Annotated in this window: 22 protein-coding genes and 1 pseudogene; 15 read left to right on the top strand and 8 right to left on the bottom strand. The window is 71.9% G+C overall.

Annotated elements, in window-relative coordinates; all coding sequences use genetic code 11:
• The first annotated feature begins 40 nt into the window (after window positions 1-40).
• Window positions 41-1,621, top strand: a complete 1,581-nt coding sequence (locus OVA21_RS16795; protein ID WP_163376935.1) for an ABC transporter permease — start codon at window positions 41-43, stop codon at window positions 1,619-1,621.
• Window positions 1,614-2,747 (top strand): ABC transporter ATP-binding protein, encoded by a 1,134-nt coding sequence (locus tag OVA21_RS16790; RefSeq protein ID WP_096906508.1) that lies wholly within the window; start codon window positions 1,614-1,616, stop codon window positions 2,745-2,747. Before OVA21_RS16795 ends, OVA21_RS16790 begins: the two co-directional genes overlap by 8 nt.
• A 19-nt stretch (window positions 2,748-2,766) precedes the next feature.
• Here the strand turns inward: OVA21_RS16790 and OVA21_RS16785 are convergent, their stop codons facing one another.
• Both OVA21_RS16785 and OVA21_RS16780 read right to left on the bottom strand, forming a co-directional pair.
• The gene (locus OVA21_RS16785) at window positions 2,767-3,600 is read right to left on the bottom strand and encodes an SDR family NAD(P)-dependent oxidoreductase (protein WP_268092906.1); all 834 of its coding nucleotides are present in this window, start codon (window positions 3,598-3,600) and stop codon (window positions 2,767-2,769) included.
• On the bottom strand, window positions 3,597-5,183 hold the full coding sequence (locus OVA21_RS16780; protein WP_268092905.1) for a flavin-containing monooxygenase: 1,587 nt from the start codon (window positions 5,181-5,183) through the stop codon (window positions 3,597-3,599). Before OVA21_RS16780 ends, OVA21_RS16785 begins: the two co-directional genes overlap by 4 nt.
• 90 nt (window positions 5,184-5,273) lie before the next feature.
• Here OVA21_RS16780 and OVA21_RS16775 point away from each other — a divergent pair, with 90 nt between their 5' ends.
• The 4 genes from OVA21_RS16775 to OVA21_RS16760 all read left to right on the top strand — a co-directional run bounded on the left by OVA21_RS16775 (window position 5,274) and on the right by OVA21_RS16760 (window position 9,729).
• Complete coding sequence (locus OVA21_RS16775) at window positions 5,274-6,311, top strand: AraC family transcriptional regulator (RefSeq protein ID WP_067713037.1); 1,038 nt, start codon at window positions 5,274-5,276, stop codon at window positions 6,309-6,311.
• A complete protein-coding gene (locus OVA21_RS16770) occupies window positions 6,308-6,964 on the top strand; it encodes a TetR/AcrR family transcriptional regulator (protein WP_163376899.1) in 657 nt (218 codons plus the stop codon). The genes OVA21_RS16775 and OVA21_RS16770 overlap by 4 nt, the downstream gene beginning before the upstream one ends.
• A gap of 206 nt (window positions 6,965-7,170) precedes the next feature.
• Window positions 7,171-8,160: an AurF N-oxygenase family protein gene (locus OVA21_RS16765; RefSeq protein ID WP_069389843.1), complete on the top strand. Its 990-nt coding sequence runs from the start codon at window positions 7,171-7,173 to the stop codon at window positions 8,158-8,160.
• Window positions 8,161-8,169: 9 nt separating this feature from the next.
• Window positions 8,170-9,729, top strand: a complete 1,560-nt coding sequence (locus OVA21_RS16760; RefSeq protein ID WP_096906507.1) for an FAD-dependent oxidoreductase — start codon at window positions 8,170-8,172, stop codon at window positions 9,727-9,729.
• Window positions 9,730-9,797: 68 nt separating this feature from the next.
• Here OVA21_RS16760 and OVA21_RS16755 read toward each other — a convergent pair whose 3' ends face one another.
• From OVA21_RS16755 to OVA21_RS16740, 4 genes and pseudogenes are all read right to left on the bottom strand, one after another.
• Window positions 9,798-10,574 (bottom strand): hypothetical protein, encoded by a 777-nt coding sequence (locus tag OVA21_RS16755; protein WP_268092903.1) that lies wholly within the window; start codon window positions 10,572-10,574, stop codon window positions 9,798-9,800.
• Between the two features lie 139 nt (window positions 10,575-10,713).
• Window positions 10,714-12,159, bottom strand: a complete 1,446-nt coding sequence (locus tag OVA21_RS16750) for a protein adenylyltransferase SelO (protein WP_268092902.1) — start codon at window positions 12,157-12,159, stop codon at window positions 10,714-10,716.
• Window positions 12,156-12,860 carry a potassium channel family protein gene (locus OVA21_RS16745; protein ID WP_268092901.1) on the bottom strand — a complete coding sequence of 235 codons (705 nt, stop codon included), beginning with the start codon at window positions 12,858-12,860 and terminating at the stop codon, window positions 12,156-12,158. Before OVA21_RS16745 ends, OVA21_RS16750 begins: the two co-directional genes overlap by 4 nt.
• Before the next feature lie 264 nt (window positions 12,861-13,124).
• Window positions 13,125-13,310, bottom strand: a pseudogene (locus tag OVA21_RS16740) (SDR family mycofactocin-dependent oxidoreductase); the annotation flags it as partial.
• 145 nt (window positions 13,311-13,455) lie between these two features.
• Between OVA21_RS16740 and OVA21_RS16735 the strand changes: the two are divergent.
• The 7 genes from OVA21_RS16735 (at window position 13,456) to OVA21_RS16705 (ending at window position 19,779) form a co-directional block, all read left to right on the top strand.
• Entirely contained in the window at window positions 13,456-14,934 is a 1,479-nt protein-coding gene (locus OVA21_RS16735; protein WP_132063872.1) for a sodium/glutamate symporter, read from the top strand.
• 15 nt (window positions 14,935-14,949) lie between these two features.
• Window positions 14,950-15,480, top strand: a complete 531-nt coding sequence (locus OVA21_RS16730) for a DUF2243 domain-containing protein (RefSeq protein ID WP_067713055.1) — start codon at window positions 14,950-14,952, stop codon at window positions 15,478-15,480.
• 6 nt (window positions 15,481-15,486) lie between these two features.
• A complete protein-coding gene (locus OVA21_RS16725; protein WP_241504405.1) occupies window positions 15,487-16,395 on the top strand; it encodes a cytochrome c oxidase assembly protein in 909 nt (302 codons plus the stop codon).
• Window positions 16,396-16,421: 26 nt separating this feature from the next.
• Window positions 16,422-16,637 (top strand): hypothetical protein, encoded by a 216-nt coding sequence (locus tag OVA21_RS16720; RefSeq protein ID WP_067713058.1) that lies wholly within the window; start codon window positions 16,422-16,424, stop codon window positions 16,635-16,637.
• Window positions 16,637-16,933: a hypothetical protein gene (locus OVA21_RS16715; protein ID WP_067713061.1), complete on the top strand. Its 297-nt coding sequence runs from the start codon at window positions 16,637-16,639 to the stop codon at window positions 16,931-16,933. Before OVA21_RS16720 ends, OVA21_RS16715 begins: the two co-directional genes overlap by 1 nt.
• The gene (locus OVA21_RS16710) at window positions 16,930-17,460 is read left to right on the top strand and encodes a bifunctional adenosylcobinamide kinase/adenosylcobinamide-phosphate guanylyltransferase (protein ID WP_067713064.1); all 531 of its coding nucleotides are present in this window, start codon (window positions 16,930-16,932) and stop codon (window positions 17,458-17,460) included. The genes OVA21_RS16715 and OVA21_RS16710 overlap by 4 nt, the downstream gene beginning before the upstream one ends.
• A 147-nt stretch (window positions 17,461-17,607) precedes the next feature.
• Window positions 17,608-19,779, top strand: a complete 2,172-nt coding sequence (locus OVA21_RS16705; protein ID WP_268092900.1) for a bifunctional lysylphosphatidylglycerol flippase/synthetase MprF — start codon at window positions 17,608-17,610, stop codon at window positions 19,777-19,779.
• 228 nt (window positions 19,780-20,007) lie between these two features.
• Here OVA21_RS16705 and OVA21_RS16700 read toward each other — a convergent pair whose 3' ends face one another.
• Both OVA21_RS16700 and OVA21_RS16695 read right to left on the bottom strand, forming a co-directional pair.
• Window positions 20,008-20,763 (bottom strand): dienelactone hydrolase family protein, encoded by a 756-nt coding sequence (locus OVA21_RS16700; protein WP_268092899.1) that lies wholly within the window; start codon window positions 20,761-20,763, stop codon window positions 20,008-20,010.
• 167 nt (window positions 20,764-20,930) lie between these two features.
• The gene (locus tag OVA21_RS16695; protein ID WP_268092898.1) at window positions 20,931-22,700 is read right to left on the bottom strand and encodes a phosphoenolpyruvate--protein phosphotransferase; all 1,770 of its coding nucleotides are present in this window, start codon (window positions 22,698-22,700) and stop codon (window positions 20,931-20,933) included.
• Window positions 22,701-22,840: 140 nt separating this feature from the next.
• Here OVA21_RS16695 and OVA21_RS16690 point away from each other — a divergent pair, with 140 nt between their 5' ends.
• Window positions 22,841-23,608, top strand: a complete 768-nt coding sequence (locus OVA21_RS16690) for a DeoR/GlpR family DNA-binding transcription regulator (RefSeq protein WP_132064136.1) — start codon at window positions 22,841-22,843, stop codon at window positions 23,606-23,608.
• Window positions 23,605-24,564: a 1-phosphofructokinase family hexose kinase gene (locus tag OVA21_RS16685; protein WP_132064135.1), complete on the top strand. Its 960-nt coding sequence runs from the start codon at window positions 23,605-23,607 to the stop codon at window positions 24,562-24,564. The genes OVA21_RS16690 and OVA21_RS16685 overlap by 4 nt, the downstream gene beginning before the upstream one ends.
• Window positions 24,565-24,671: the final 107 nt, after the last annotated feature.

Genomic DNA, 24,671 nt, shown 5'->3' with positions numbered 1-24,671 from the left:
CCCCCTCCGGCTGGCACTGTGGGCGTCCCTCGCGGGCGTCATGGTCGTGCCCCTGGCCCTGGTCATCTCCCTGGGGCTGGGGGCGAACCACCTCCCTGAACTCATCGAGCAGGGCCTGCTCCGCGCCACCGCCAACAGTCTCGTCAGCTCACTGCTCTCGGCGATCGGGGCGGTCATCATCGGCACGCTGATGGCGTTTCTGCTCGACCGCACCGACCTGCCCGGTCGCGGCGCGCTCCGACTGTTGCTGCTCACCCCGCTGTTCATCCCGCCGTTCATCGGCGCCATCGCGTGGAGCGGCCTGCTCACCGACGGTGGCCTGGTGGACCGGGTGCTGGGGTTCTCCCCGTGGAACTTCTACGGCGGGCCCGGGGTGGTCTTCCTCCTCACCCTGCACGCCTACCCGATGGCCTACTTCGTGGTGGCCGCGGCGCTGCGCAGGATCCCCGCCGAACTGGAGGAGGCGAGCCGCCTCTCCGGTGCCCGGCCGTCGCGGACGCAGGTCGACATCACGCTGCCGCTGATCCGCCCGGCCATGGCGGCGGCGTTCACCCTGACCTTCGTCAGCGGGATCGGCGACTTCGGCATCCCCGTCATCGTCGGCCTCCCGGCCGGGTACGAGACGCTCTCCACCATGGTCTACCGGTTCCTCGAGTCGGGTTCCGTGGCCTCACCGCTGCAGACCGTCTCCCAGATCGGGGTGGTGCTGCTCCTGCTCGGCGTCCTGGGCACGCTGCTGGACCGGCAGGTCACCAAGGGGTCCGTGGAGTTCGGCGGCACCGGACGTCCCGCCGACCCCCAGGCCCTCGGCCGTGCGCGCGTCCCGCTCGGGGTGATCGCGTGGGTCGTCAGCGTCGTGGTGACCCTCGCCCCGCTCGTCGGGCTGGCCGTCCGGGCGCTCCTGCCCGCCCCGGGGGTCCCGCTCACCCTCGAGACCGCGACCCTGGACAACTTCCGCCGCGCGCTCACCGCCTCGACCACCATCGACGGCGTGACCAACTCCGTGGTGCTCGCCCTCGGCGCCGCCGTGGTCTGTGGCGTCCTCGGCCTGCTCGTCGCGCTGTTCACCACGCGGTTGGCCGGTCGTGACCGGGAGCCGATGCTCCTGTCGGTGCTGCTCCCGCAGGCCGTGCCGGGCCTCGTGATCGCCACCGGGTGGCTCATCCTCGGCCGCTACACCGGGCTGTTCAACACCCGCTGGGTCATCCTCGGCGCGTACGTCACGGCGTTCACGGCGATCGTCGTCCAGACCGTCCGCGGACCGCTCGCGGGGATCCACTCGTCGATGGAGGAGGCCGCGCGGATCGGCGGGGCGAAGGCGCTGCGCTCCCGCCTCGACACCAGCGTGCGCCTGGCGTTGCCGTCGGTCGGGATCGGCATGATCATGGTCGCGGTGACGGCGGTCCGCGAACTCACGCTCTCGGTCCTGCTCGTCGCGCCCGGCACCCAGACCCTCGGCGTGGTGATCTTCCAGTACCAGCGGGCGGGGGACTACAACGCCTCCTCCGCCCTGTCCGTGGTCCTCATGGTGGTGGGCCTGCTGGTCCTGGCCGCCTTCGGCGCCCGCTACAGCCGACCCGCCACCGGGTCCGAATCCGCACCCAGGAGTATCCGTGCCTGAACTCGTCGCCCACGGCGTCGGCGTCCGCTTCGGCGAGACCGTCGCCCTCGACAACCTAGACGTGCGGGTGGACTCCGGCCGGATCCTCGCGCTCGTGGGGCCGTCCGGGTCCGGCAAGTCCACCTTCCTGCGCGCCATCGCCGGATTCGAACGCCCCTCCGCGGGAACGATCCGGGTCGGCGACAGGACCCTGGTCGGTGACGGCATCCACCTCCCGCCCGAGGAACGGGGTCTCGGTATGGTCTTCCAGCACCACGCCGTGTGGCCGCACCTCAGCGTGGAGGACAACGTCGCCTACCCCCTGCGGCGTGCGAAGGTCCCGGCCGCCCGGCGGCGTCGACTCGTCGCGGAGGCACTCGAGACCGTCGAACTGGGCGACTTCGCCCGTCGTCGCCCCGACACCCTGTCCGGCGGCCAGCGGCAGCGGGTCTCGCTCGCCCGGGCGATCGTCGCGCGGCCGGGGGTGCTGCTCCTCGACGAGGCCCTGTCCGCACTCGACGAACCCCTCCGCGCGTCCCTCCGACTCATGCTCCGCCGGCTGGCCGCCGAGCACGACCTCACGATGGTCCACGTCACCCACGATCGCGGTGAGGCACTGGCGATCGGGGACGAGGTGGCCGTTCTCCACCGGGGCCGGCTGGTGCAGTGCGACGTGCCCGACCAGCTCGACGCCGCGCCGAACAGTGCGTTCGTCGCGGGCTTCCTGCACGATGCCACACTCGTCGACGGGACCGTCTCCGGTGACGGGTTCCGGTCCGACTCCGGCGGGATGACCCTCCGCCCCGAGGCGCTGACCGGCCCGGCCGGGTCCGTGACGGGCCCGGCGACGCTCGCCCTCCTGCCGGCAGGGCTCGCCCTGAGCACTCCCGGCGCCGGGGTCGAGACCGCGGCCGGATCAGAATTCGGGCCGGGGGTCGGGGCCGGTCCGGGGGTCGGGGCCGGGCCCGACCGGATCGGCGCGGAGTTCGTCACCTCGCTGTACGGCCGTAGCGGTCGGACCGTCATCTGTCGGCACGAGGACATCGAGCTGCGGGTCCTCGTGCCGACGGGCACCGCCGTGCCGACGCGGGTGGGCGAGGCCGTGGGGATCGACGTACGTCGCGGGTTCGTCTACCCCCGCGACTGACACGCGGACCCGGGCCAGGTCAGCGGCCGCGCGCCACGGCCCTGCCGATGAGGCGCGTCGAGCCCAGGAAGGGCACGCGGGTGAAGCGCTTGGAGTACCAGAAGAACGTCGCCAGGGCGTCGGGCGTGATCACCACGCGCCGGGCCTCGATGCCACGCACCGACCGCCGCGCGATGGTCTCCGACGTCAACCGCGTCCGCGACAGCAGCTTGCGCGCCATCTCGTCCGCCCGCGCGTCCTCGCCTGACAGGGAGTCCGCCAACCCGGACCGGAAGAACTGCGGGCAGATCACCGACGTCGACACCCCGCGGGGCCGGAGCTCGGCGTCCAGGGTCTCCCCCAACGCCACCGCCGCGGCCTTGGTCGCGTTGTAGGCGCCCATCTGGGGTGCATGCACCAGACCGGCGGCGGAGGCGGTGATGACCAAGCGGCCACCCCGACCCAGCTTGGGGGCGAGCGCCCGGCATCCGCGCACCACCCCGAGCAGGTTGACGTCCACGATCCGCTGCCACGCCTCCATCGAGGTGGAGCCGAGCGCACCGCCGATCGCGATCCCCGCGTTGTTGACGAGGATGTCCAGCGACCCGATCTCCTCCGCGGCGGCCCGCCAGTCGTCATCCGAGGTGACGTCGACCCGGCGGTAGGTCCACCGCCCCACCAGCTCCTGCACGGCGGGCGGGGGCTCCGCGTGGACGTCCGTGAGGATCACCTCGTCCCCGAGTGCCAGGTACTCCCTGGCCAGCGCCAACCCCAACCCCGACGCGGCACCGGTGATGAACACGCGCCTGCCACCACCGTCGGCGACCGCCCGCCCGGACCGTTCGGCACTCTTCCGTCGGAGAAATCGGCTCATGCGGTGGCCACCTCGTCGTCGTAGTCGTCTTCGTGATCCCGTGCGTCCTCGACCTGCCCACCGTCGCGGCCGACGCCGACCGCCTCGCGCCCACGGCGCGCGTCGGTGAGCTCCACCCGGTCCCCGAACGCCATCTCGCGGCGCTGGTCACCGAAGGCCAGCTCGGGGATCTCCACCAGGAAGTTCTGGACGTAACGCCACGGGCGGGTCGTGCCCTGCTTGGGGAACTTGTGGCCGTCACGCTGGATGTACCCGGCGTCGAAGTCCAGCAGGAGCTGGTCGGCGGGCCCGGCGGGAGGGCGCGGCGCGTACACCGACTCGCCCGCCTTCCAGAGCTTGACCATGTACCGGGAGACCAGATCCGCGCGCAGTGTCCAGGACGAGTTGATGTAGCCGACCGTGAAGCTGAAGTTGGGCACGCCCGCCAGCATCATGCCGCGGTAGGTCGCCAACCTCGGGACGTCCAGCGCCTCGCCGTCGATACTCAGCGTGCCGCCGCCGAACGCCTCGAGCCGCAGGCCGGTCGCGGAGATGATGACGTCGGCCTCGATCTCCTCGCCCGACCGCAGGCGGATCCCGGCGGGCGTGAACCGGTCGATGTGCCCGGTCACCACCCGTGCGCCACCACGCCGGATCGCACGGAAGATGTCGCCGTCGGGAGCCTTGCATACGCGCTGGTCCCACGGCCGGTACGGCGGGGTGAAGTGCTCGTCGATCTGCTCGGTCGAGATGTAGCGCCTCTGCATGAGCCGCAGCCCCGCCTTGAACAGCCAGGGCAGCCGCTGTGCGATGACGAACTGGGCCGTGTCCCGCGCACCGTGGTTGAGGCGCGCCGCCCGGTAGCTCCACGGAGCGGGCAGCAGTCGGCGCCACACCGCGCTGATGAGGTCCTTCTCCGGCAGCGGGCCGACATAGCTGGGGGTGCGCTGGAGCATGGTCACGTCCGCGCCCAGCTCGGCGAGCGCCGGCACCAGCGTCACGGCCGTCGCGCCCGACCCGATCACCACGAACTTCCGGCCGGTGTAGTCGAGGTCAGCGGGCCACTGCTGGGGGTGGATGATCTCGCCGCGGAAATCCGCCTCGCCGGGGAACTCGGGGCGGAACCCCTCGGCGTGCGAGTAGTAGCCGGAGCCGAAGTGCACGCGCCGCGCCCACACGATGCGTTCGCCGTCATCGGTGACGCAGGTGATCCGGTAGAGCTGGTGATCACTGCGCCAGTCCGCGTCGGCGACCCACGAGCGCAGGTGCAGGCGGTCCAGCGCGCCGGCCTCGCGGGCCGTGTCGCGGAGGTACTCCTTGATCTCCGCGCCGCTGCCGAGGGTCGAGGCGTGTGGCCAGGGCCGGAACGGGAACCCGAAGGTCGCCATGTCCGAGTCCGAGCGGATGCCGGGGTAGCGGAACGTGTGCCACGTGCCCCCCAGGTCGTCATGGGCGTCGTGCATCTCCCATCGCCAGTCGGGGAACGCCTCGTGCACGTGGTGGGCCAGGTCGATGCCGGACAGGCCCGCCCCGACGATCAGCAGGTCCAGCGGGTCTCCGGGCGCTGCGCCCGGGCCGTCCGGACGCTCGGTGGAATTGATCATGACCGGTACGGTATCCGCTGACGGCACCGCAGGCTTGCCGGAATGCGCCAATAAGTTGCTCGATCGCGCCAAGTGCCGCAGGGTGGTCCCATGGCGTTCATCCGATCGGCCGGCCTGCGCGGGGTCCGGCAGGTGGTCACCGAACTCGGCGGCGACCCCGACGACCTGGCCCGCCGGTCCGGGCTCCCCGCCGGCGCGCTCGACAGTGACGAGATCCTGGTGGAGGACCTGTCGATCGCCCTCCTGCTGGAGACCGCTGCCGCGGAGCTCCGGTGCCCCGACCTGGGACTGCGCGTCGCCGGGCACCAGGATCTCGACATGCTCGGCCCGGTCGCCGTGGCCGTGAAGAACGCCCGGACCACCACGCAGGCGCTCGAGGTGACCTCCAAGTACCTGTTCTTCCACTCCCGCTCGATCGAGATCACCGTGGTGCCCGATCCGCGCGACGAGGCCGACATCCTGGGGGTGCGGTTCGGCTACCGGGACCCCGGGCAGCTCATCCCGCCGCAGACGGTGGATCTCGTCCTGCTCTTCCTTCACCGCGCCATGCGCAGTGTGCTCGGCGGGGACTACGGCCTGGTGTCCGTCGACCTGCCCAACCCGCTCAACACCGACGCCGCGCGGTACGAATCGCTCTTCGGCGCGCCGGTCACGCCGTCCTCCCCGGCCGCGGTACTGCGCGTACCGTCCGCCCTCTTGGGCCGCACCATCTCCGGCGGCGACGAGGCGGTCCAGCAGCTCGCCCTGCGGTACCTGGATCAGCACATCCCCGAGGACCGGCGGAGCATGACCGAACGGACGCGCGCGGTCCTGCACCAGTCCCTCGACACCGGCACCTCGTCGCTGCCCCGGGTCGCAAGATTGCTCTCGGTCTCCCCACGCACGCTGCAACGCGGGCTGGCCGGGGAGGGCACGAGTTTCGCGACCCTGCGGGACGAGGTCCGCCGCGACATCGCAGTGCGCCTGCTCACCACGACGGAGATCCCGCTGGCCCAGATCGCCTCGGCGCTGGCCCTCGGCGACGCCACGACGTTCAGCCAGTACGCGAGGCGCTGGTGGGGGATGACCGCACGCGAGTTCAGGCACGGGCACACGACCCCGCCCGGAGTGGGACAATCGCGCACATGAGCGACACCCCCGCGTCCGACCCGTTGGCGATGTTGCGTTCCGGGCGAAGCCTCCCGGACGGCACCTCGATGGACGACCCCATCCGGGAGCAGATCCTCGACGCGGCGTCCGCACAGTTCGAGAGCGTGGGGATCGCCCGGTGCACGATGAACGACATCACCCGGCGGGCCGGGCTGGCGCGGATGACGCTGTACCGGCGCTTCGCCACCAAGCAGGAACTGGTCGAGGCGACGCTGCTGCGCGAAGCCGCCTGGTTCCTCGCCGACCTGCAGCGGGAGATCGACGCCCACGCCACGGTGGAGGACAAGCTCACCGAGGGCTTCGCGTTCACCGTCGAGACGCTCCGCGACCACGACCTGCTCAACCGCCTGCTGGAGACCGAGCCGGAGGCGACCGTCCCGCACTTCACGGTGCAGGGGGCGCCGCTCATCACCGCCGCCGCACACTTCCTGGCCGCCGAGATCTCGCGGACCGTCCCCGACTCCCGCCCCTACGAGGAACTGCTCGTCGGGGCCGAGCTCACGGTTCGCCTCGTCATCTCGTTCGTCCTCACGCCGTCGACCGCCATCGATCTGGACGACCCCGAGGTCTCCCGGGCGTTCGCACGCACCCACCTGGGCCCGCTGCTCGGCGGTGGACTCGCCGAGGGCTGACCCGCACCGCCGTGCAGAGCCCCGCCGCGCAGAGTCTCGCCGCGAGGATCCCCGCCGCGCAGATCTGAACCGAACCTCATGAATGGTTGACGAATCGCCTCTGCGTGTCTAGCGTCAGGTACAAATAGATCGCGGATGTCACTCTGTCACCGTCGATCTGCAGTCCACGCTCCCGATCCACGAGTCGGGAACCGGAAGGATGAGCCATGACCGCTGTCGCCCCCTCCCCGTCGGCCACCACCGAGGAGTACGAGGACACGCTCCGGCGCCTGTCGCACGCCTCGGTCCACCGCAGCTTCGACGCCTTCAAGGACATCCCGTGGGACGACCCGGACTTCGCGGTGGACCCCACCGACGAGCGCTGGATCCTGCCCGCCGGGATCGACCCGCTCGGCGGCCACCCGTGGTACCTGGGGCTGCCCCGGGAGAAGCAGATCGCGATCGGCCTGTGGCGTCAGGCCAACATCATGAAGGTCGGCCTGCAGTTCGAGAACATCCTCATCCGCGGGATCATGCAGTACGTCTTCAAGAGCCAGAACGGCGCCGCGGAGTTCCGGTACCTCACCCACGAGGCCACCGAGGAATGCCACCACACCCAGATGTTCCAGCAGGGCGTGAACCGCATCGGCGCCGACGTGCCCGGCATGGCGCGGTGGATCCGGCGGCTGTCCCCGATCATCCCGCTCGCCGCGGGCCCGTTCCCGGTGGCGTTCTTCATCGGCGTCCTGGCCGGTGAGGAACCCATCGACCACACCCAGAAGCAGGTCCTGCGCAACTCGGACACCCTGCCGCCGGTCCTGTCCCGGATCATGGAGATCCACGTGGCCGAGGAGGCCCGGCACATCTCGTTCGCGCACACCTACGTGGCCCGCAACGCCCCGCGGATGTCGCGCAACGAGTCGTTCCTCGTGTCGCTGGCCTTCCCCGTGATCATGCGGGTGCTGTGCGACGCGATCCTCAAGCCCACCAAGGAGTTCCGCGAGACGTTCGACATCCCGGACGAGGTCGTCCGCGAGCTGTACTGGGACAGCCCCGAGTCGCAGCGGTTCCTGTCGGACCTCTTCGGCGACGTCCGCAAGCTCGCCGAGGACTCGGGCCTGATGAACCCGGCCGCGCGGCGGGTGTGGAAGGCCCTGAAGATCGACGGGCGCCCCTCCCGGTACCGCGGCGAGCCGCCCGTGGCGTTCCGCGACTAGGCCGCCGACATGCCCCACGTCGTCACACAGGCCTGCTGCGCGGACGCCTCATGCGTCCACGCCTGCCCGGTCAACTGCATCCACCCGACCCCCGACGAGCCGGACTTCGCCACCGCCGAGATGCTCTACATCGACCCGGTGTCCTGCGTGGACTGCGGGGCGTGCGTGGGGGCGTGCCCGGTCGGGGCGATCGTCCCGCACACCGCGCTGGCCCCCGAGCAGCAGGACTTCCTCGGGATCAACGAGGCACTGACCGGGGACGACCGGCCGAGAAGGCCCCAGGCCCGCGTCCCCACGATCGTCCGCCTCGGTCCCACCCGGACAACCCTGCGGGTCGCGGTCGTGGGAGCCGGCCCCGCCGCGCTGTACGCGGCCGACGACCTCCTCCGCCAGCCCGGCGTGGAGGTGACGGTGTTCGATCGGCTCCCCGTCCCCCACGGGCTCGCCCGGCACGGGGTGGCGCCCGACCACACCAGCACCCGCGCGGTCGCGGACCTGTTCACCGCGATCGAGGAGCAGCCCGGGTTCGGCTACCGGCTCGGCGTGCACGTCGGCGAGGACATCACCGCCGAGGAGTTGGCGGCCCACCACCATGCGGTGGTGTACGCGACCGGGGCCGGCACGGACCGCCCCCTGGACATCCCGGGGGTCGACCTGCCGGGGAGCACGTCGGCCACGCGGGTCGTCGGGTGGTACAACGACCATCCCGACCACGCCGACGCCGACGTCCCGCTGGATCACGAGCGGGCGGTGATCGTCGGCAACGGCAACGTGGCACTGGACGTCGCCCGGATCCTGGCCACCGACCCGGAGCGGCTCGCGGGCACCTCCATCGCCCGCCATTCCCTCGAGGCGCTGCGGGGAAGCCGGGTCCGCGAGGTCGTGGTTCTCGGCCGTCGCGGCCCCGAGCACGCGGCGTTCACCCTGCCCGAGCTGGTCGGACTCGACGCACGTGAGGACATCGACCTGCGCGTCGACGCCCCCGACGGCATCGACCCGGACGCCGCGACCACCAGACAGGGCCGCCTGAAGCTGGAACTCCTTGCCCGGATCGCCGACCGGCCGAGCCGCGGGACCGCGGAGACGACCCCTCGTCGCCGGATCATCCTGCGTTTCGCGACCGCGCCCGTGGAGGTCGTGGGCACCGCGCGGACCGAGGGCCTGCGGGTCGTGCGCACGGAACCGGTCACCGACCCCGACGGCCGGGTGCGCGCCGTGCCCCGCCCGGGCTCCGAGGAGACCCTCGCGGCGGGCCTGGTCCTGGGCTCGGTGGGCTACCGCGGCGTGGCGGTGCCCGGGGTGCCGTTCGACCCCGCGTCCGCGACCATCCCCAGCCGCGAGGGCCGCGTCCTCGACGCCGCCGACGGCCGCGAGGTGCCCGGGCTCTACGTGGTCGGGTGGATCAAGCGGGGTCCGCGCGGGTTCATCGGCTCCAACAAGACGTGTGCGCGCGAGACGGTCAACTCTCTGCTCGCCGACGCGAACGAGGGTCGCCTACCCACTCCGGGCCCGGCCGCGCGGTTCGAGGAGTTGCTCCGGAGCCGCCGTCCGGTCCCGGCGACCGTCTAGCCGTACCGAACCGTCTGGCTGTACCGAACCGTCCAGCTGTACCGAACCGCCTGGGTGTACCGAACCGCTCAGGCGGCCTGGTCGGCCGCGACCTGATCCGCGATGACCCTCGCGAGCCGCGCCAGCGGGGAGGCACCGTCGACGTCGGCTTCGTACAGAGCGGCGTACCCCGCGTCGCGATAGGTCAGCAGGGTGTCGGTGACGTCGTCGAGCTGACGGAGCAGATGGGGCGACCACAGTCCGGGATGCTCCACGACGTGCAGACGCAGGGCGACCCGGGTGCGGGAGTCGGGGAGGTTCTCGATCAGCTCGTCGTAGACCTGTACGGGCGTCAGGTCCGAGTCCCTCACGGCGCCGCGGAGCAGGTTCGACGGTTGCACGCCGCTCAGCGGATCGCCCGGCACGGACACCCAGTGGGTGCGCTCGGGGATCGGTCCGCGGCGCGGTCCCGCCACGCCCTGCCCGCCCGGATCGGGCGTGCCGACGAGCCAGCGGTCGCGCGGCCGGAACGGGTCGGCGATCAACCCCACGGCGGCGACCCGGTCGAGATCCTCCGGGTGGGCGTCCATCCAGTCGTGGATCACCCGGGTGCCGCAGCACGCCCCGATGAGCACGAGGTCGTCGGACGGGTGGAGATGGACGAGGCGGTTGAGGTCGGCCACCCCGGCCGCGGACGCCGATTCCCAGGTGTGCGACCGCCGGAGCCGACCCGACCCGGGCGCCGGCCACTGCACCCGAACGGCCTCCCGGGCGCCTGTCCATTCAACGAGGTCGTCGACGAACCGTCCGAGAATGGCCGAGGGCTGGCGGTACCCGCCGTCGCTGTCCGCGATGAGTAGTCGCACGTGGTGGCCTCCCGCCCGTCTCACGGCCCGGCCGTAAGATTGATGTGACAACCTCATTGTCGTACGAACGGCTGACAAACAGCACCCACGGAAGATAAATGTTTCGTATCAATACGCGCGTACTGCTGTGGGCGGCGCGTCAGGTGCCGCAGTAGGTGACGTGTGGCGCGGCCTCGGGAGGGGCGGGACGTTCATAGCGCTCGTAACCGGCGCGCCGGGTGTAGGGGTCGGTGACGACGACGAGGAGTTCGGACAGCGGCCCCAGGTCCCCTGCCGTGGCCGCGTCGAGGGCCTCCTCGACGAGATGGTTGCGCGGGATGTAGATCGGATTGACCCGGTCCATCGACCCCCGGTCGGGTCGACGCGCCCGCCATGTCGCCAGCCAGCCCTCCGCGAGGGCTCCGATAAGCTCGCGCACCGGCTCGTCGTCCCCGTCCGCGGCCGCCCCGAGAGCGCGGAAGAAGCCGGTGTAGTCGGCCCGCGTCGCACTGAGCAGCCGGGACAGCTCGTCGATGAGGTCGGTCGCCTCGGCGTCCCCGACCTCGTCCGACAGGCCGATCTTGGTGCGCATCCCGGCCGTCCACGCCCGCTGGTAGTGCTCCGGGAACGTGCCCAGCACCTCGGTGAGGAGCCGGACCGCCTCGTCCTGGTCCGGGTCGACCAGCGGGACGAGGGTCTCGGCGAACCGGGCGAGGTTCCACTGCAGAACCGGCGGCTGGTTGGCGTAGGCGTAGCGGCCACCGGTGTCGATGGAGCTGAAGACCGTGGCCGGGTCGAACTCATCCATGAAGGCGCACGGCCCGTAGTCGATGGTCTCGCCCGAGACGGTGGTGTTGTCCGTGTTCATGACGCCGTGGATGAACCCGAGGAGCATCCAGCGGGCCACGAGCTCCGCCTGGCCGCGGAGCACGGACGCGAACAGCTCCAGGTACGGGTTCTCCGCGTCGGCGGCGTGCGGGTGATGCCGGGCGATGGCGTGGTCGGCCAGCCGACGCAGCAGCTCGTCGTCGTCGACCGATCGCGCGAACTGGAACGTCCCCACCCTCAGGTGGCTCGCGGCGACGCGGGCCAGCACCGCGCCCGGCAGCGGCGACTCGCGGTACACGGTGTTCCCGGTGGCCACCACGGCGAGCGAGCGGGTGGTGGGGACGCCGAGCGCGTGCATCGCCTCGCTGATGACGTACTCGCGGAGCATGGGGCCGACCGCGGCCAGACCGTCGCCACCGCGGGCGAACGGGGTGCGCCCCGAACCCTTGAGGTGCAGGTCACGGCCATCGGGCAGCTCCCCCATCAGCAGGGCCCGCCCGTCGCCGAGCCGGGGCGAGTACCCGCCGAACTGGTGTCCGGCATAGGCCTGGGCGACCGGCGTGGCCCCGTCCGGCACGTGAGTGCCCGTCAGCACCCGCACGCCCTCCTCGCCACGCAGGTAGTCGGCGTCCAGGCCGAGCTCGTCGACCAGCGCGTCGTTGAGCACGAGCAGCCGCGGCCCGGACGCCTCCGCGGCCTTCCACGGCACGCCCAGTTCCGGGAACTCGCTCGCGTACCGGGTTCCGAGAGTGAGGGGACGTGCGGTGTCCGTGGTCATGGCCCCGACGATACGGACGAGCCGCCGGGCGGGTCGGCGCGTGGACCGGGCTCACCGGGTCCGTCCCCGTCCTCTCCCGCACCATCGCGTTCGGCGATCCTCTCCAGGAGCCAGGCGGCGAGCGTCGCCGTCACCACGCCCAGCAGGGCGATCCCGCCGAACATGAGCCCCACCGCGATCGTGCGTCCCACCGGGGTCACCGGCGAGTAGTCGCCGTACCCCACGGACGTCGCCGTCACGGTCGCCCACCACAGGGACTCACCCCATGTCTGGATCGACGCCCCCGGTGCCCCACGTTCCGCGTTCAACACCGCGAGCGAGGACACCACGAGCAGGACCACCGTCCACCCCGCGGCGTAGGTGATCGCCTTACCGCGCACCACCGTGCCCGCCGACCGCCTCATCCCCCCGAGCAGGGTCATTAGCCGGAGCAGTCGCAGCGGTCGCAGGACCGGCAGAGCGACGACCGCGAGGTCGTACCAGTGCCTGAGCAACCACGGTCCGCGACGCTCCGCCAACGCCAACCTGACCACGAAGTCCACGGCGAACAGAACCCAGGTCCCCGCCATCACGATCCGGGTGACCACTCCCACCGGACCCACGGGTTGTCCGACCACCATCACCGCGTAGGCGACCAGGAACGCCAGAGCCGCACCGATCAGGGGCCACTCCTCCAGCTCCTTCCACCGCGTCTCCGTCACCCGTCGATGATCCCCCCGGGCGCGGCGCGGTGGCCTCGGACACGCGTGATGGCCTCAGAAGTACTGCGACCCGCCGTCGATGCTGATGTGCTCGGCGGTGATGAACGTCGTGCCCATGAGGTTGAGCGGGGGGTTCGACTCGCCGACCGCCTCCAACGTGCTCACCATGTCTCCACCGCCCATCGGGGTGGCCACGCCGCCGGGGTGGATGCTGTTGACCCGGACATTCTTCGGGCCGAGTTCCACCACTGCGTCGTCGACGATCTTCCTCATGCCCTCGAGGTCGCGAACGTCTCCGACGGACAGTAGCGCGCGTCGCCCCTGGGCCTCGACCAACCGGCGGGTCTCGTCCGGGTCCTCCGGGGCGGCCAGGCGGACGGCGTGCGTCCTGCCCTGCCCGCGGGCGACCCCCGTGACGAACGTGACCTCGCCGTCGAGTTGTGCCGCCATGCCGAACTCCAGTCCTCGCCACGGTCTGCCACTGACGATGGGCGCGACTGTCCCGAGAAGTGGGCGGATCGGGGCCTATTCGCGCGCCCGGCGGATAGGTTCGGGAGGACACCGCAAGCCGCACATCCGGAACCGAGGTCACCCAATGTCCGCAAATGCTGTGGGATTCGCCCTTCTCATCCTCGGACTGGCGTTGTTGATCGGGAAGATCATCCGCGTCAAGGTCGGGATCGTGCAGTCCCTGTTCCTCCCCAGCTCCATCGTCGGTGGTGCACTGCTCCTCCTGCTCGGGCCGGAGGTCCTGGGCAGGTTCAACGGACCGTGGGGCGAGAACGGGCTCTTCACCGAACCGATGGTGGAGGTGTGGTCCTCCCTCCCGGGCCTGCTCATCAGCGTCATCTTCGCCACGATGTTCCTCGGCCAGGACCTGCCGCGCCCCTCCCGGGCCGTCAAGCTCGTCGGTCCGCAGCTCTCCCTCGGCGTGGCCCTGGGCTCCGGGCAGTACGTCGTCGGACTGTTGCTGGCCGCCCTGATCCTCGTGCCCCTGCTCGGCGCCTCACCCATGACGGGCGCCCTCATCGAGATCGGCTTCGAGGGCGGGCACGGAACCGCGGCCGGCATGCGGGGCGTGTTCGAGGAACTCGGGTTCACGGTGGGGGCCGACCTCGCCGTCGGCATGGCCACGGTGGGCATCGTCGGTGGCATCGTGCTCGGCATCGCCCTGATCAACTGGGGCGCCCGCACCGGCAAGACCGAACTCATCAGCGGCAGCGCCAAGATGTCCATCAGTGAGCAGAAGGGCCTCTTCCGCGAGGACGAGTACTACTCGGCGGGCAAGATGACCTCCCGCCCCTCCTCGGTGGAGCCGCTGTCCCTCCACGTCGCGCTGGTGACCCTGGCGATCCTCATCGGTCTGGGAATCCTCGAGGGGCTGCGTTGGATCGAGCAGGCCACCTACGCGTCGGTCATGCTCGACGAGAACACCCCGCTGGAGATCTTCGCCTACGTGCCACTGTTCCCCATCGCCCTGCTCGGCGGCGTCGTCGTCCAGGTCATCGCCACCAAGCTGGGCGTGGCACACGTGATCGACCCGCAGATCATGCTGCGGATCCAGGGGTGGGCGCTCGACTTCCTCATCGTCGCCGCCATCGGCACCCTGTCGCTGCAGGCGATCGGCGAGAACATCGGCGCCTTCACGATTCTCGCCGTGGCCGGCATCCTGTTCAACGTCGGGATCTTCCTCTGGCTGGCACCGCGCATCATCGGCCGCTACTGGTTCGAGCGCGGCATCGGAGACTTCGGCCAGTCGATGGGCGTCACCGCCACCGGCCTCATCCTCATGCGCATCGTCGACCCCGATACCCAGAGCCCCGCGTTCGAGGCGTTCGGGTACAAGCAACTCGTCTTCGAACCGTTCTTCGGCGGCGGCCTCGTCACCGCGATGGCCGTGCCGATCATCTTCCTCACCGGTGTCTGGCCGCTGTTCATCACCATGCTCGTTGTCTTCCTCGTCGCCGTCCTGTCCGGACTGCTCTACTTCCGACCCAGGGAGATGAAGGAGCGGGCCGAGTGGAAGAAGGCCGGGAAACCGGAAGACGAATCCGACACCGCCACCGCGAGCTGACCACGGCGACCGCCCATGCCCACGCCGTCGACGCCCGCCCCCGCCGCCGGGCCCAGACCGGACCCCGCACCCGATCCGACCGCCGGGCGACGCCTGGTGCTCTCGGGATTCCTCTTCGGGTGCGGGATCGCCGGCTCGGTCATCGACCTGTTCGTCTTCCACCTGCTCCTGCAGTGGCATCACTTCTACGACCTGTCCACCACGACGACGGCGCTGGTCGCCGACGGCCTGTTCCACGGGGCGACCTGGCTGATCACCGTGTGGGGGCTGTTCATGTTCGCGGACGTCCGCCAGCAGATCGTCGTCCCGTGGACGCGCTGGGCCGGGGCGGTCCTCACCGGCATCGGGTTCTTCCAACTGGTCGACGGGATCGTGTTCCACAAGCTCCTCGGCATCCACCAGATCCGCTACGGCGTGGACCTGCTCGTCTACGACCTGGTGTGGATCCTCTCCGCGATCATCCTGCTGACGATCGGCCTGGTCATGTTGCGCCGGACCAGGAACGCGCCGCTCACATCCCCCGTGGTTCGGCGGCCCCGGAGCTGATCGACGGTGGGCACCGGACACGCGCACGACGGTCGCGACGCCACGCCGGGGGGCGCCGGCGCGGTCGGCACCACGCCGGGAGACCACGCGACCTCCGTCGCCGCCGAGTGGTGGATCCTCGAGTCCGTCGGACCGGCCGTCCTCGTCCTGGCCCTGACCGCGTACCTCCTCGGTGTGTACCGGCACCGTGGCCGCGGACCGTGGGCCTGGTGGCGCACCACCGTCTGGATCGCCGGGCTGACCAGTGTGGGCGTCGGCTGGGCCGGTCCGCTCGCGGAGGCGGCCCGCCACGACTTCACGGCCCACATGGCCACCCACCTGCTCGTGGGCATGATCGGGCCGCTGCTCCTCGTGCTGGCGGCCCCGGTCACCCTGGCCCTGCGGACGCTTCCGACGTCGGGCGCACGCACCGTGTCCGCCGTCCTGCGCTCTCGGCCCGCACGGGTGGTCACCCACCCGGTCGTCGCCGCCGTCCTCAACGGCGGCGGGGTGTGGCTCCTCTACGCGACCGAACTCTTCGAGCTCATGCACCGGTCGATGGCCCTGCACCTGCTGGTCCACGTCCACGTCCTGCTCGCCGGGATCGCGTTCACCGTGGCGATGATCGGCCCGGACCCCAACCCGCACCGCGCCTCCCTGCGCGTCCGCGCGACCGTGCTGGTGGTGTTCATCGCCGCCCACTCGATCCTCGCCAAGTGGCTCTACGCGCACCCGCCCGCCGGCGTGGACCCGGTCGACGCCCGCGCCGGCGCGCAGCTCATGTACTACGGGGGCGACGTCGTGGACCTGGCGATCCTCATCCTGTTGTTCGCCGGGTGGTACCCCGGCTCGCGCCTCCGACCCCGGCTGCTGCCCGGTCACCCGCGCGAACGCCGCGAACGGCGTATCCCTCGCGCCGGGCAGCGCCTAGGATAAGAAAAATCCGATCCGGGAGGTACGCCGTGGCCACGAAGAAGCGCTGGAACGACCTGACCGACACGCAGAAGACGGTCCTGCTCACGCTCATCTCGGTGCAGGTGTCACTCGCCGCGACCGCGTGGGCGGACCTCGCCTCCCGTCCCGCGGCGAAGGTGCAGGGCTCCAAGGGCAAATGGGCCGCGATCATCGCGATCAACTTCATCGGGCCGATCCTCTACTTCACCCGCGGGCGGCGGTAGTGACCACCCGGTCACGGGCCGGCCTGGCCACCGGTGTCCTCCTCGTCGTCGTCCTCGCCCTGGGCGCGTGCGCGGCCGGACCCAACGTCGACGTCGCCCCCACCGGCGCCGGGTTCCTCCTCGGCCTGTGGCACGGGATCATCCTCCCCGTCACCTTCGTCATCTCCCTCTTCACCGACACCGTGACGATCTACGAGGTGAACAACAACGGCAACTGGTACGACTTCGGCTTCGTCGTGGGACTGGCCCTGTTCTCTGGCCCGGCCCTCGCCGGCGGCCGGGGGCGGCGGGGATGACGCGCGTCCTGGTGACCGGCGGCGTCCGATCCGGCAAGTCCCGGCACGCGGTGCGACTGCTCGGCGACACCGACACGGTGACGTTCGTCGCGCCGGGCCGCCCCGCCGACGAGCTCGACGACCCCGACTGGGCCGCGCGCGTCGACCACCACCGGGCACACCGGCCCGCGGGGTGGCGCACCCTGGAATCCCCCGATGTGGCCTCCGCGCTGCGCCACGCCCCCGGCCCGGTCCTCATCGACTGCCTGGGCACCTGGCTCACCGCCACCGTCGACGACCTGGGCCTGTGGGACGCCCCCGCCGACGAGGCGCGCGCCGCCGTCGACGAACGGACCGACGCCCTCTGCGCCGCCCTCACCGCCCGCGACGACGTGGTGCTGGTGACCAACGAGGTCGGATCCGGGGTCGTGCCCCCGTACCGCTCGGGCGGCGTGTTCCGGGACCTGCTGGGCGCGCTCAACCAGTCCGTCGCCGAATGCTGCGACGAGGTGCACCTGGTCGTGTGCGGGCGGGTCCTCACGCTGTGACCGACGGCGCGAGACGGGTCCGCGGAACGCGCCCGTGAGACCTCGGTCACAGCGGGTCTGCTGCCGGAATAACAGCGCGCTCACTCCCGGGGGTCCCATACTTGGACCGACCCCGCCCCTCGCCGTGCGCCGCCCCCGGAGGACCCCGTGAGCACCGACCAGCTGACAGAGACGTCCCACGAGCCCGCCGCGCCCTCACCCGTGACCGTCGCCGCCCGCGCGGTCGCCACGGCGGCGCGACGGCTCCCCGTCACGGCGGTGATCGTCGCCGCGCTGCTCGTCACCGGGGTGGCGTTGGAGGCCCTGTGGCGCAGCGCCCGCGACGCCACCTGGTTCCCCGACGTCGCCTACGGCGTGCCCGCGCTGGAGGGCGGCCGCTGGTGGACACTCGTGACCGGGCCCTGGCTCGGGCTAACCCCGCTGCAGCACGTGTCCCTGCTGGTGCTGGTGGCGGCGGGCATCGGGATGGGCGAGTGGCGCCTGGGCCCGGTGCGTACGGCACTGACCGCGGCCGGCGGGCAGCTCATCGGCGTGCTCGGGGCGGTCGCCGTGATCGTCCCCGGCGACGCGGTCGGCTGGGAGTGGGCCACGGAGCTGTCGGTGGTGCTGGACGTCGGCTGCTCGACCGCGGTGATCGCCGTGCTCGCCGCCGCCACGGCCACCCTCGTCTCGCCCTGGCGACTGCGCGCGCGGGCGCTGCTCTACGGCTATGTGATCGTGTCGTTCCTGTTCGTCGGGAGCCTGGCCGACCTCACCCACTTCATCGCGTTCGTGGTGTTCCTCGCCGTCGGCGAGCGGTTCTTCTCCGGCACCGAGCACGGCCTGCGGCCGCGGACGCGACGGGAGACCCGGCTCGTGGTGTCGGCGGGCATGTGGTTCATCGCCGCGGTCCACGTGGTGGTGTATTTCCTGCCCTCCGACGGCCCCCTCGGGCCCACCGAGGCCGAGGACGTGAACCTGATCGGCATGCTCCTGTCCGTCCTCATCGCCGCGGCCACGGCGGAGCTGCTGCGCCGTGGCTACCGGGCAGCGTGGGGCGTGGCCCTCGCCTATGCCCTGGTCACCGCGGTGGTCACCCTCGTCGTCACGGTCCTGGTCGTCGCCGCGGACTTCGAGTCCCTCGGCGCCGTCACCCTCGGTACCGGTCTGCTCTGGGTGGGCGAGGCCGTGCTGCTGGTGGTGGGCCGGGGCGCGTTCGGCGTGCGGGTGCGGCGACGGGTGACCGGGTCGCGCGTCCATTCCGACGACGTCGTGGAGCGCGTCCGTGAGCTCATCCGGCGCCACGGCGGCAGCACGATGTCGTGGATGATCACGTGGCAGCCGATGAACTACTTCTTCGGCGCGGGCACCAGCACCGCGGGCCCCGACTCGGCGGGGGTCGTGGGGTACCGGATGCACGTCGGCACCATCATCGCGCTGGCCGACCCCGTCGCCGACCCCGCCGACCGCGACGTGCTGCTGAGCTCGTTCGTCGACTTCGCCGAGGCGCAGGCCGCCGTCCCGTGCCTGTTCTCGGTGTCCGGCGAGACGGCGGATCGGATGCGGGTGCACGGGTGGCGGGCGCTGCAGATCGCCGAGGACACCATCATGGATCTTCCCGACCTGGCCTTCGCGGGCAAGAAGTGGCAGAAGATCCGCTCCGCGATGAACAAGGCGGACAAGAGCGGCACCACCTACGTCTCCGGGCTACTGCGCGAGCAGCCCGCCGCGGTGCTGGCGCAGGTGCGGGAGATCTCCGAGCAGTGGGTCGGCGACAAGGAGCTGCCGGAAATGGGCTTCACGCTCGGCACGGTCGAGGAGGCGCTCGACGACGACGTGCGCATCGCGCTGGCCGTGGACTCCGGCGGGGTGGTCCAGGCGGCGCTGTCCTGGCTGCCGGTCTACCGCGGCGAGCCCGACGGTGGCGTACGCGGCTGGACCCTGGATCTCATGCGCAAGCGCAACGGCCCCGGCGCGAACAACATGGTCGAGTTCCTCATCGCCCGCTCCGCGCTGGAGTTCAAGGACGAGGGCGCCGACTACGTCTCGTTGTCCGGTGCGCCGTTGGCGCGAAGTGGCGACGACGACGAGGTGGCCGTCCTCGACCGCGGACTCGATCTGCTGGGTCAGGCACTCGAGCCCTACTACGGGTTCCGGTCGCTCCACCAGTTCAAGTCGAAGTTCAATCCGAGGATCGAGCCCGTCTACCTGTGTTTCCGCGACGAGGCGGACCTGCCGCGGATCGGGATGGCGATCGGCCGGGCGTACCTGCCGGGAGCGACGACCCGCCAGCTCGCGGCCCTGGCCCGCTCGGGCCCCTCGGAGACCGTCGACGTCTAGGCCGGGGGCGGGGGCGGGGGCGGGACGCACCACTGCGCCCCTGACCTCCCGGCATCCGCTCCCGCGCCTGGCGTCTCGCGCCCCCGCCTGACCGCCCACCACGCAGCCGCTCCCGCGCCTGGCGTCTCGCGTGCCCCGGCGGGCAGGCGAGAGTTCATCGTGACGGGCGGGAGTAACCGAGGGGCCGTGAGGGCCGCGGTGGGCCGGGGGTCTCCGTCCGGGCTCAGCTCATTCGCCGTGGCGCGCGAGGCGCCGTGCCAGATGCTCGCGCAGGTCCTCGAAGTGCCGTTCCGCGGCGGTCTCGTCGTACATCGACGTATCCGCCATCGAGTACCCGTGGGGGGCACCGGGGTAGACGTCCTGGTCCAGGGGCACACCGGATTCCCGGGCCAGGGACGCGATGACGTCCATCCCTTCCCGCGGCATCGACGGGTCGTCGTCAGCGTGACGCAGGAGGACGGCGGCCCGGGTGGTCGCGAGACTCAGGTGGGGACTGTCGCTCTCGTCCGTCGCCAGCCCGCCGCCGTGGAATCCCCCGACGGTGGCGACGCGGTCCGTGTGGTCCCCGCCCGCGCGCAACGCGAGTCGCGCTCCCATGCAGTAGCCGATGACCCCCACGTCGCCGGTGACCCCGGGCAGCGTCAGCAGCGCGTCCAGGTAGGCCGCGGTGTCCGGTCGCGACAGGTCCGAGGTGAGTCCCTCCCTCAGAGGGAATACCTTCGCGATGTAGCCGTCCCGCTCGCCCGGTTCGCGTAGATCGACGGTCGGGGCCAGGTCGTCGACGGTGCCGGAGCGGTAGAAGACGTTCGGCGCGAGGACGACGTAACCCCAGCTCGCGATGCGATCCATCATCGTGCGTATCTGCGGCCTCAGACCGAAGATGTCCGGGAACAGCAGCACGCCCGGCACGTCGTGCTCGGCGGTCTCGGGCCGCGAGACGAACGCCTCCGCGGTGCCGTCCGCCGTGTCGATGGTCAGGTCCACAGTCGAATCCCTTCCGTCGTCACCGACGGTACCTCCGCGATCCGGGCACCACAGCCCGGTCGCGCAGAGCGGGACGGCCGCTCCGAGCGGGACGGCCGCGCCGAGCGGGACGGCCGCGCAGAGCGGGACGGTCGCGCAGAGCGGGACGGTCGCGCCGAGCGGGACGGTCAGCTCCGGGCGGCCAGCACCGCGTCCCTGGCCTCGAGCGCCGTGTCACTGTCCAACGCCAGGGCCGCGAGCTCCCGGCACTGCTCGAGGGTGGCCCCCGCCAGGGCGGCTCCGACGAACGGCAGCGCGGCGGTGGCCACGGAGAGCGAGCTGACTCCGAGCCCCAGCAGGACGCACGCCAGGTTGGGGTCCGCCGCCGCCTCACCGCACACCCCGACCGGGATCGTGCGACCGTCCGGCGACCGGCCCGCGGCCTCGGCAACCGCCCGGATAAGCCGGAGCACGGCGGGTTGCCAGGGGTCGGTGAGGGCTGCCAGGTCGGACGACATCCGGTCGGCGGCCATGACGTACTGCGTGAGGTCGTTGGTGCCGATCGACAGGAAGTCAACGTGCGGGAGGAACCTGTCGACGGCCACCGCGACCGACGGCACCTCGACCATGATCCCGGGGGTCAGGCCGCGCCGCCGGCACCGGGCGGCGAAGTCGCGGGCCTCGTCGACGGTGGCGACCATGGGGGCCATGACCCACGGTGAGGACTGTGCCCCGCCCACCCGGCGGCCGGCCGCGGCGAGGGCGTCGAGCTGCCGGTCCAGCAGCCCGGGGTCGATGAGGTCCACGCGGATGCCGCGGACGCCCAGAGCGGGGTTGTCCTCCTCGGTCATGCCCGCGAACGCCAGCGGTTTGTCCGAGCCCGCATCGAGGGTCCTCGTGACGACCCGGCCGTCCGGGAATGCGGCCAGGACCCGGGCGTAGAGGTCGACCTGCTCGTCGTGGGTCGGTTCGGCGGCCCGGTCGAGGAACGCCAGCTCGGTGCGGAACAGGCCGATCCCGCCGGCCGGGCCCGACGCCGCGTTCTCGGCCCCCTCACCGTCCTGGACGTTGGCCAGCAGGCGCACGGCGTGCCCGTCGGCCAGGACGGCGGGGCCGCTCCAGTCTGCGGCGGCGGCCCGGCCGCGCCGGTCCGCCTCGGCCGCCGCTCGGGCCGGGCCCTCCTCGGGCTCGACGGTGACCGTGCCCGCGGCGGCGTCCACCAGCACGTCGGCGCCGTCGGCGATCGCGGCGAGTCCCCCGGCGGCGACCATGCACGGGATACCGAGCTGCCGGGCGATGATCGCCGTGTGTGAGGTGGGCCCGCCGTGCTCGCAGACGATCGCCAGCACCATGGCCGGGTCGAGCCCGGCGGTGTCCGCCGGGGCGAGGTCGTCGGCCATGAGCACGCCCGGCGCGCCGAAGTCGGGGACGCCCGGTTCGGGCAGGCCGCGCAGCTCGGCCACGACGCGCGCACAGATGTCGCGGAGGTCGGTGATGCGTTCGGCCTGCCGACCGCCGACACGCGCGAACATCGCGGCGAAGGTCTCCGTGGCCGCCACCGCCGCGGCCTCGACCGCCACGCCCTTCTTCAGTTCCTTGACCACCGCATTGGCCCAGCCACGGTCCCGGGCGAGGACGGCGTTGGCGGACAGGACCTCTGCACTGACGCCGGTGGCGAGGGCGGCCCGTTGATCCAGTCGGTTGGCCACGGTCCGGGCCGCTGCGACGAAGCGTTCGCGGCCCTTCTCGACCTGCGCCTCGTCCGGCGCACCCGCTGCCTCGGCTCCCGTCGCCGTCCCGGTTCCCGCCGCGCCCGCGGCCCCCGGGTCGACCGCCGCGCCCGCGGCCCCCGGGTCAAGGACATCCTGCCTGACGACCCACCGGGCGGGCCCGTAGGCCAGTCCGGCGACCACGCCGGTGCCGCGGATGACCGTCCCGGACTTCGACTGCTGCGTCATGGGAACTCCTAGCGGACCGGACGCCCTCGTCCGGCTCATCGATCGGTTATGTGACGAGAATAACTAAATCGGCTTGACTTTCCAACCGTATCGGGCAGAATCCAACACAATCGGTCATCACAGCGGAGAGGTCGGAGCCCATGTACGGGAGCGAACGACGGCGACACATCACGGAGGCGCTGGCCGCCTCCGGGCGGGTGACCGTCGCCGAACTCGCGGCCGGCCTCGACGTGAGTGCCGAGACGATCCGCCGAGACCTGTCGCTCCTGGAATCCGAGGGGCACCTCGAACGCACCCACGGCGGGGCGGTCCCGGCGGTGCCCGGTGGCCGCGTCGAACGCACCCTGGCCGCGCGGCGGTCGGAGAACGTGGACGCGAAGTCCGCGATCGGCCGGGCTGCGTTGCGGCTGCTCCCCGCCGTGGGGGGCGCGGCCCTGCTCGATGCCGGCTCCACCACGGACCGCCTGGCCGAATCGCTGCCCGCCGACCACGGCCTCACCCTCATCACGAACTCGGTCCCCATCGCCGACGGCCTGCACCGCGCGGCGTCGGAGGACCTCCACGTCCTCGGCGGGACGGTCCGCGGCCTCACGGGGGCGTGCGTGGGTCCGTCGGTGCTCCGGGCGCTGGAGTCGATCCGGGTCGACGTCGCCTTCGTGGGCACGAACGGCCTCCACCCCGAGCGCGGCCTCACCACCCAGGACCCGGACGAGGCGGCGGTCAAGAACGCCATGTGCCGGGCGGCCCGCCGGGTGGTGGTGCTCGCGGACTCGAGCAAGTTCGGTCACGAGTTCCTGGTCTCGTTCGCTCCGCTGGACCGGGTCGACGTCCTGGTCACCGACGCTCCCCCGCCGAGCCCGCTGGCCACGGCGCTGGACACCCACGGAATCGAGGTCGTGCTGCCATGATCGTCACGCTCACCATGAACCCGTCGGTGGACCGGACCGCGCAGCTGCCCGCGCCGCTCACCGTGGGCGGGGTCAACCGCATCGCGGCCGTCGACGACTCCCCGGGCGGGAAGGGCGTCAACGTCGCCCGCGTCCTCGCCGGCGGAGGGGTCCGGGCGGAGGCGGTGTTCCCGGCCCCGGCGGACGACCCGTTCGTGGCGATGTGCGCCGGGGCCGGCGTCGCGACGTCCGTCGTCCCCGCGCACGGCGCGGTGCGGATCAACCTCACCCTCGCAGACCCCGCCGGAACCACCACCAAGATCAACGCCCCCGGCCCCGAGTTCGACAGCGCCGCGATCGACCGGGCCCGCTCCACGGTCGCCGCCCTCGCCGATGACGCGGCGTGGGTGGTGCTGTGCGGGTCCCTGCCGCGCGGCGTACCGGACGACTTCTACGCGGACCTGGTCGGTGCGCTCCGCCCCGCGGGGGCCCGCCTCGCCGTCGACACCTCCGACGCACCACTGGCCGCCCTCGCGGCACGCCTGCCCGACGCGGCGCCCGACCTGGTCAAACCCAACGGCGAGGAGCTCGGGCAGCTGGCCGGCGTCGACGGCTCCGAGCTGGAGCGTCGCGCCGCCGCCGGTGACACGACCCCCGTGGTGGACGCCGCGCGGGCGTTGCGCGCCCGCGGCGTGGGCGCAGCCCTGGTCACCCTGGGCGGCGCCGGTGCCGTCCTGGTCGACGACGACGAGGCGTGGTACGCGAACACCCCACCCGTGCAGGTCAGATCCACGGTCGGGGCCGGAGACTCCGCGCTCGCGGGCTACCTGCTGGCCGAGTCCCGCGGACTCCCGCCGCGGGACCGGCTGCTGTGGGCGGTCAACCACGGCAGCGTCGCCGCCTCACTGCCCGGTACCGGACTGCCGCTGGGCCTCGACCCGACCACGTTCCGCGCCACCGTGCGGCGACTCGACTGACCCGCCGCACGGGCGACCAGCACCCACAGACCGCGACCTCCCACCCAGCACCCTCGTGACCCAGCACCCTCCCAACCCAGCACCTCTCAAACCAGCACCCTCGGAAG

This window comes from Dietzia sp. SL131, assembly GCF_026672565.1.
In the GTDB taxonomy this organism is placed as follows: Bacteria; Actinomycetota; Actinomycetes; order Mycobacteriales; family Mycobacteriaceae; genus Dietzia; species Dietzia kunjamensis.
This window is presented reverse-complemented; position numbering and strand designations above follow the sequence as displayed.

Coding starts and splice junctions, on each gene's coding strand:
- OVA21_RS16795 (WP_163376935.1), top strand. CDS start 41: ATGGTCGTGCCCCTGGCCCTGGTCATCTCCCTGGGGCTGGGGGCGAAC.
- OVA21_RS16785 (WP_268092906.1), bottom strand. CDS start 3,600: ATGAGCCGATTTCTCCGACGGAAGAGTGCCGAACGGTCCGGGCGGGCG.
- OVA21_RS16780 (WP_268092905.1), bottom strand. CDS start 5,183: ATGATCAATTCCACCGAGCGTCCGGACGGCCCGGGCGCAGCGCCCGGA.
- OVA21_RS16775 (WP_067713037.1), top strand. CDS start 5,274: ATGGCGTTCATCCGATCGGCCGGCCTGCGCGGGGTCCGGCAGGTGGTC.
- OVA21_RS16770 (WP_163376899.1), top strand. CDS start 6,308: ATGAGCGACACCCCCGCGTCCGACCCGTTGGCGATGTTGCGTTCCGGG.
- OVA21_RS16765 (WP_069389843.1), top strand. CDS start 7,171: ATGACCGCTGTCGCCCCCTCCCCGTCGGCCACCACCGAGGAGTACGAG.
- OVA21_RS16760 (WP_096906507.1), top strand. CDS start 8,170: ATGCCCCACGTCGTCACACAGGCCTGCTGCGCGGACGCCTCATGCGTC.
- OVA21_RS16750 (WP_268092902.1), bottom strand. CDS start 12,159: ATGACCACGGACACCGCACGTCCCCTCACTCTCGGAACCCGGTACGCG.
- OVA21_RS16735 (WP_132063872.1), top strand. CDS start 13,456: ATGTCCGCAAATGCTGTGGGATTCGCCCTTCTCATCCTCGGACTGGCG.
- OVA21_RS16730 (WP_067713055.1), top strand. CDS start 14,950: ATGCCCACGCCGTCGACGCCCGCCCCCGCCGCCGGGCCCAGACCGGAC.
- OVA21_RS16710 (WP_067713064.1), top strand. CDS start 16,930: ATGACGCGCGTCCTGGTGACCGGCGGCGTCCGATCCGGCAAGTCCCGG.
- OVA21_RS16695 (WP_268092898.1), bottom strand. CDS start 22,700: ATGACGCAGCAGTCGAAGTCCGGGACGGTCATCCGCGGCACCGGCGTG.
- OVA21_RS16690 (WP_132064136.1), top strand. CDS start 22,841: ATGTACGGGAGCGAACGACGGCGACACATCACGGAGGCGCTGGCCGCC.
- OVA21_RS16685 (WP_132064135.1), top strand. CDS start 23,605: ATGATCGTCACGCTCACCATGAACCCGTCGGTGGACCGGACCGCGCAG.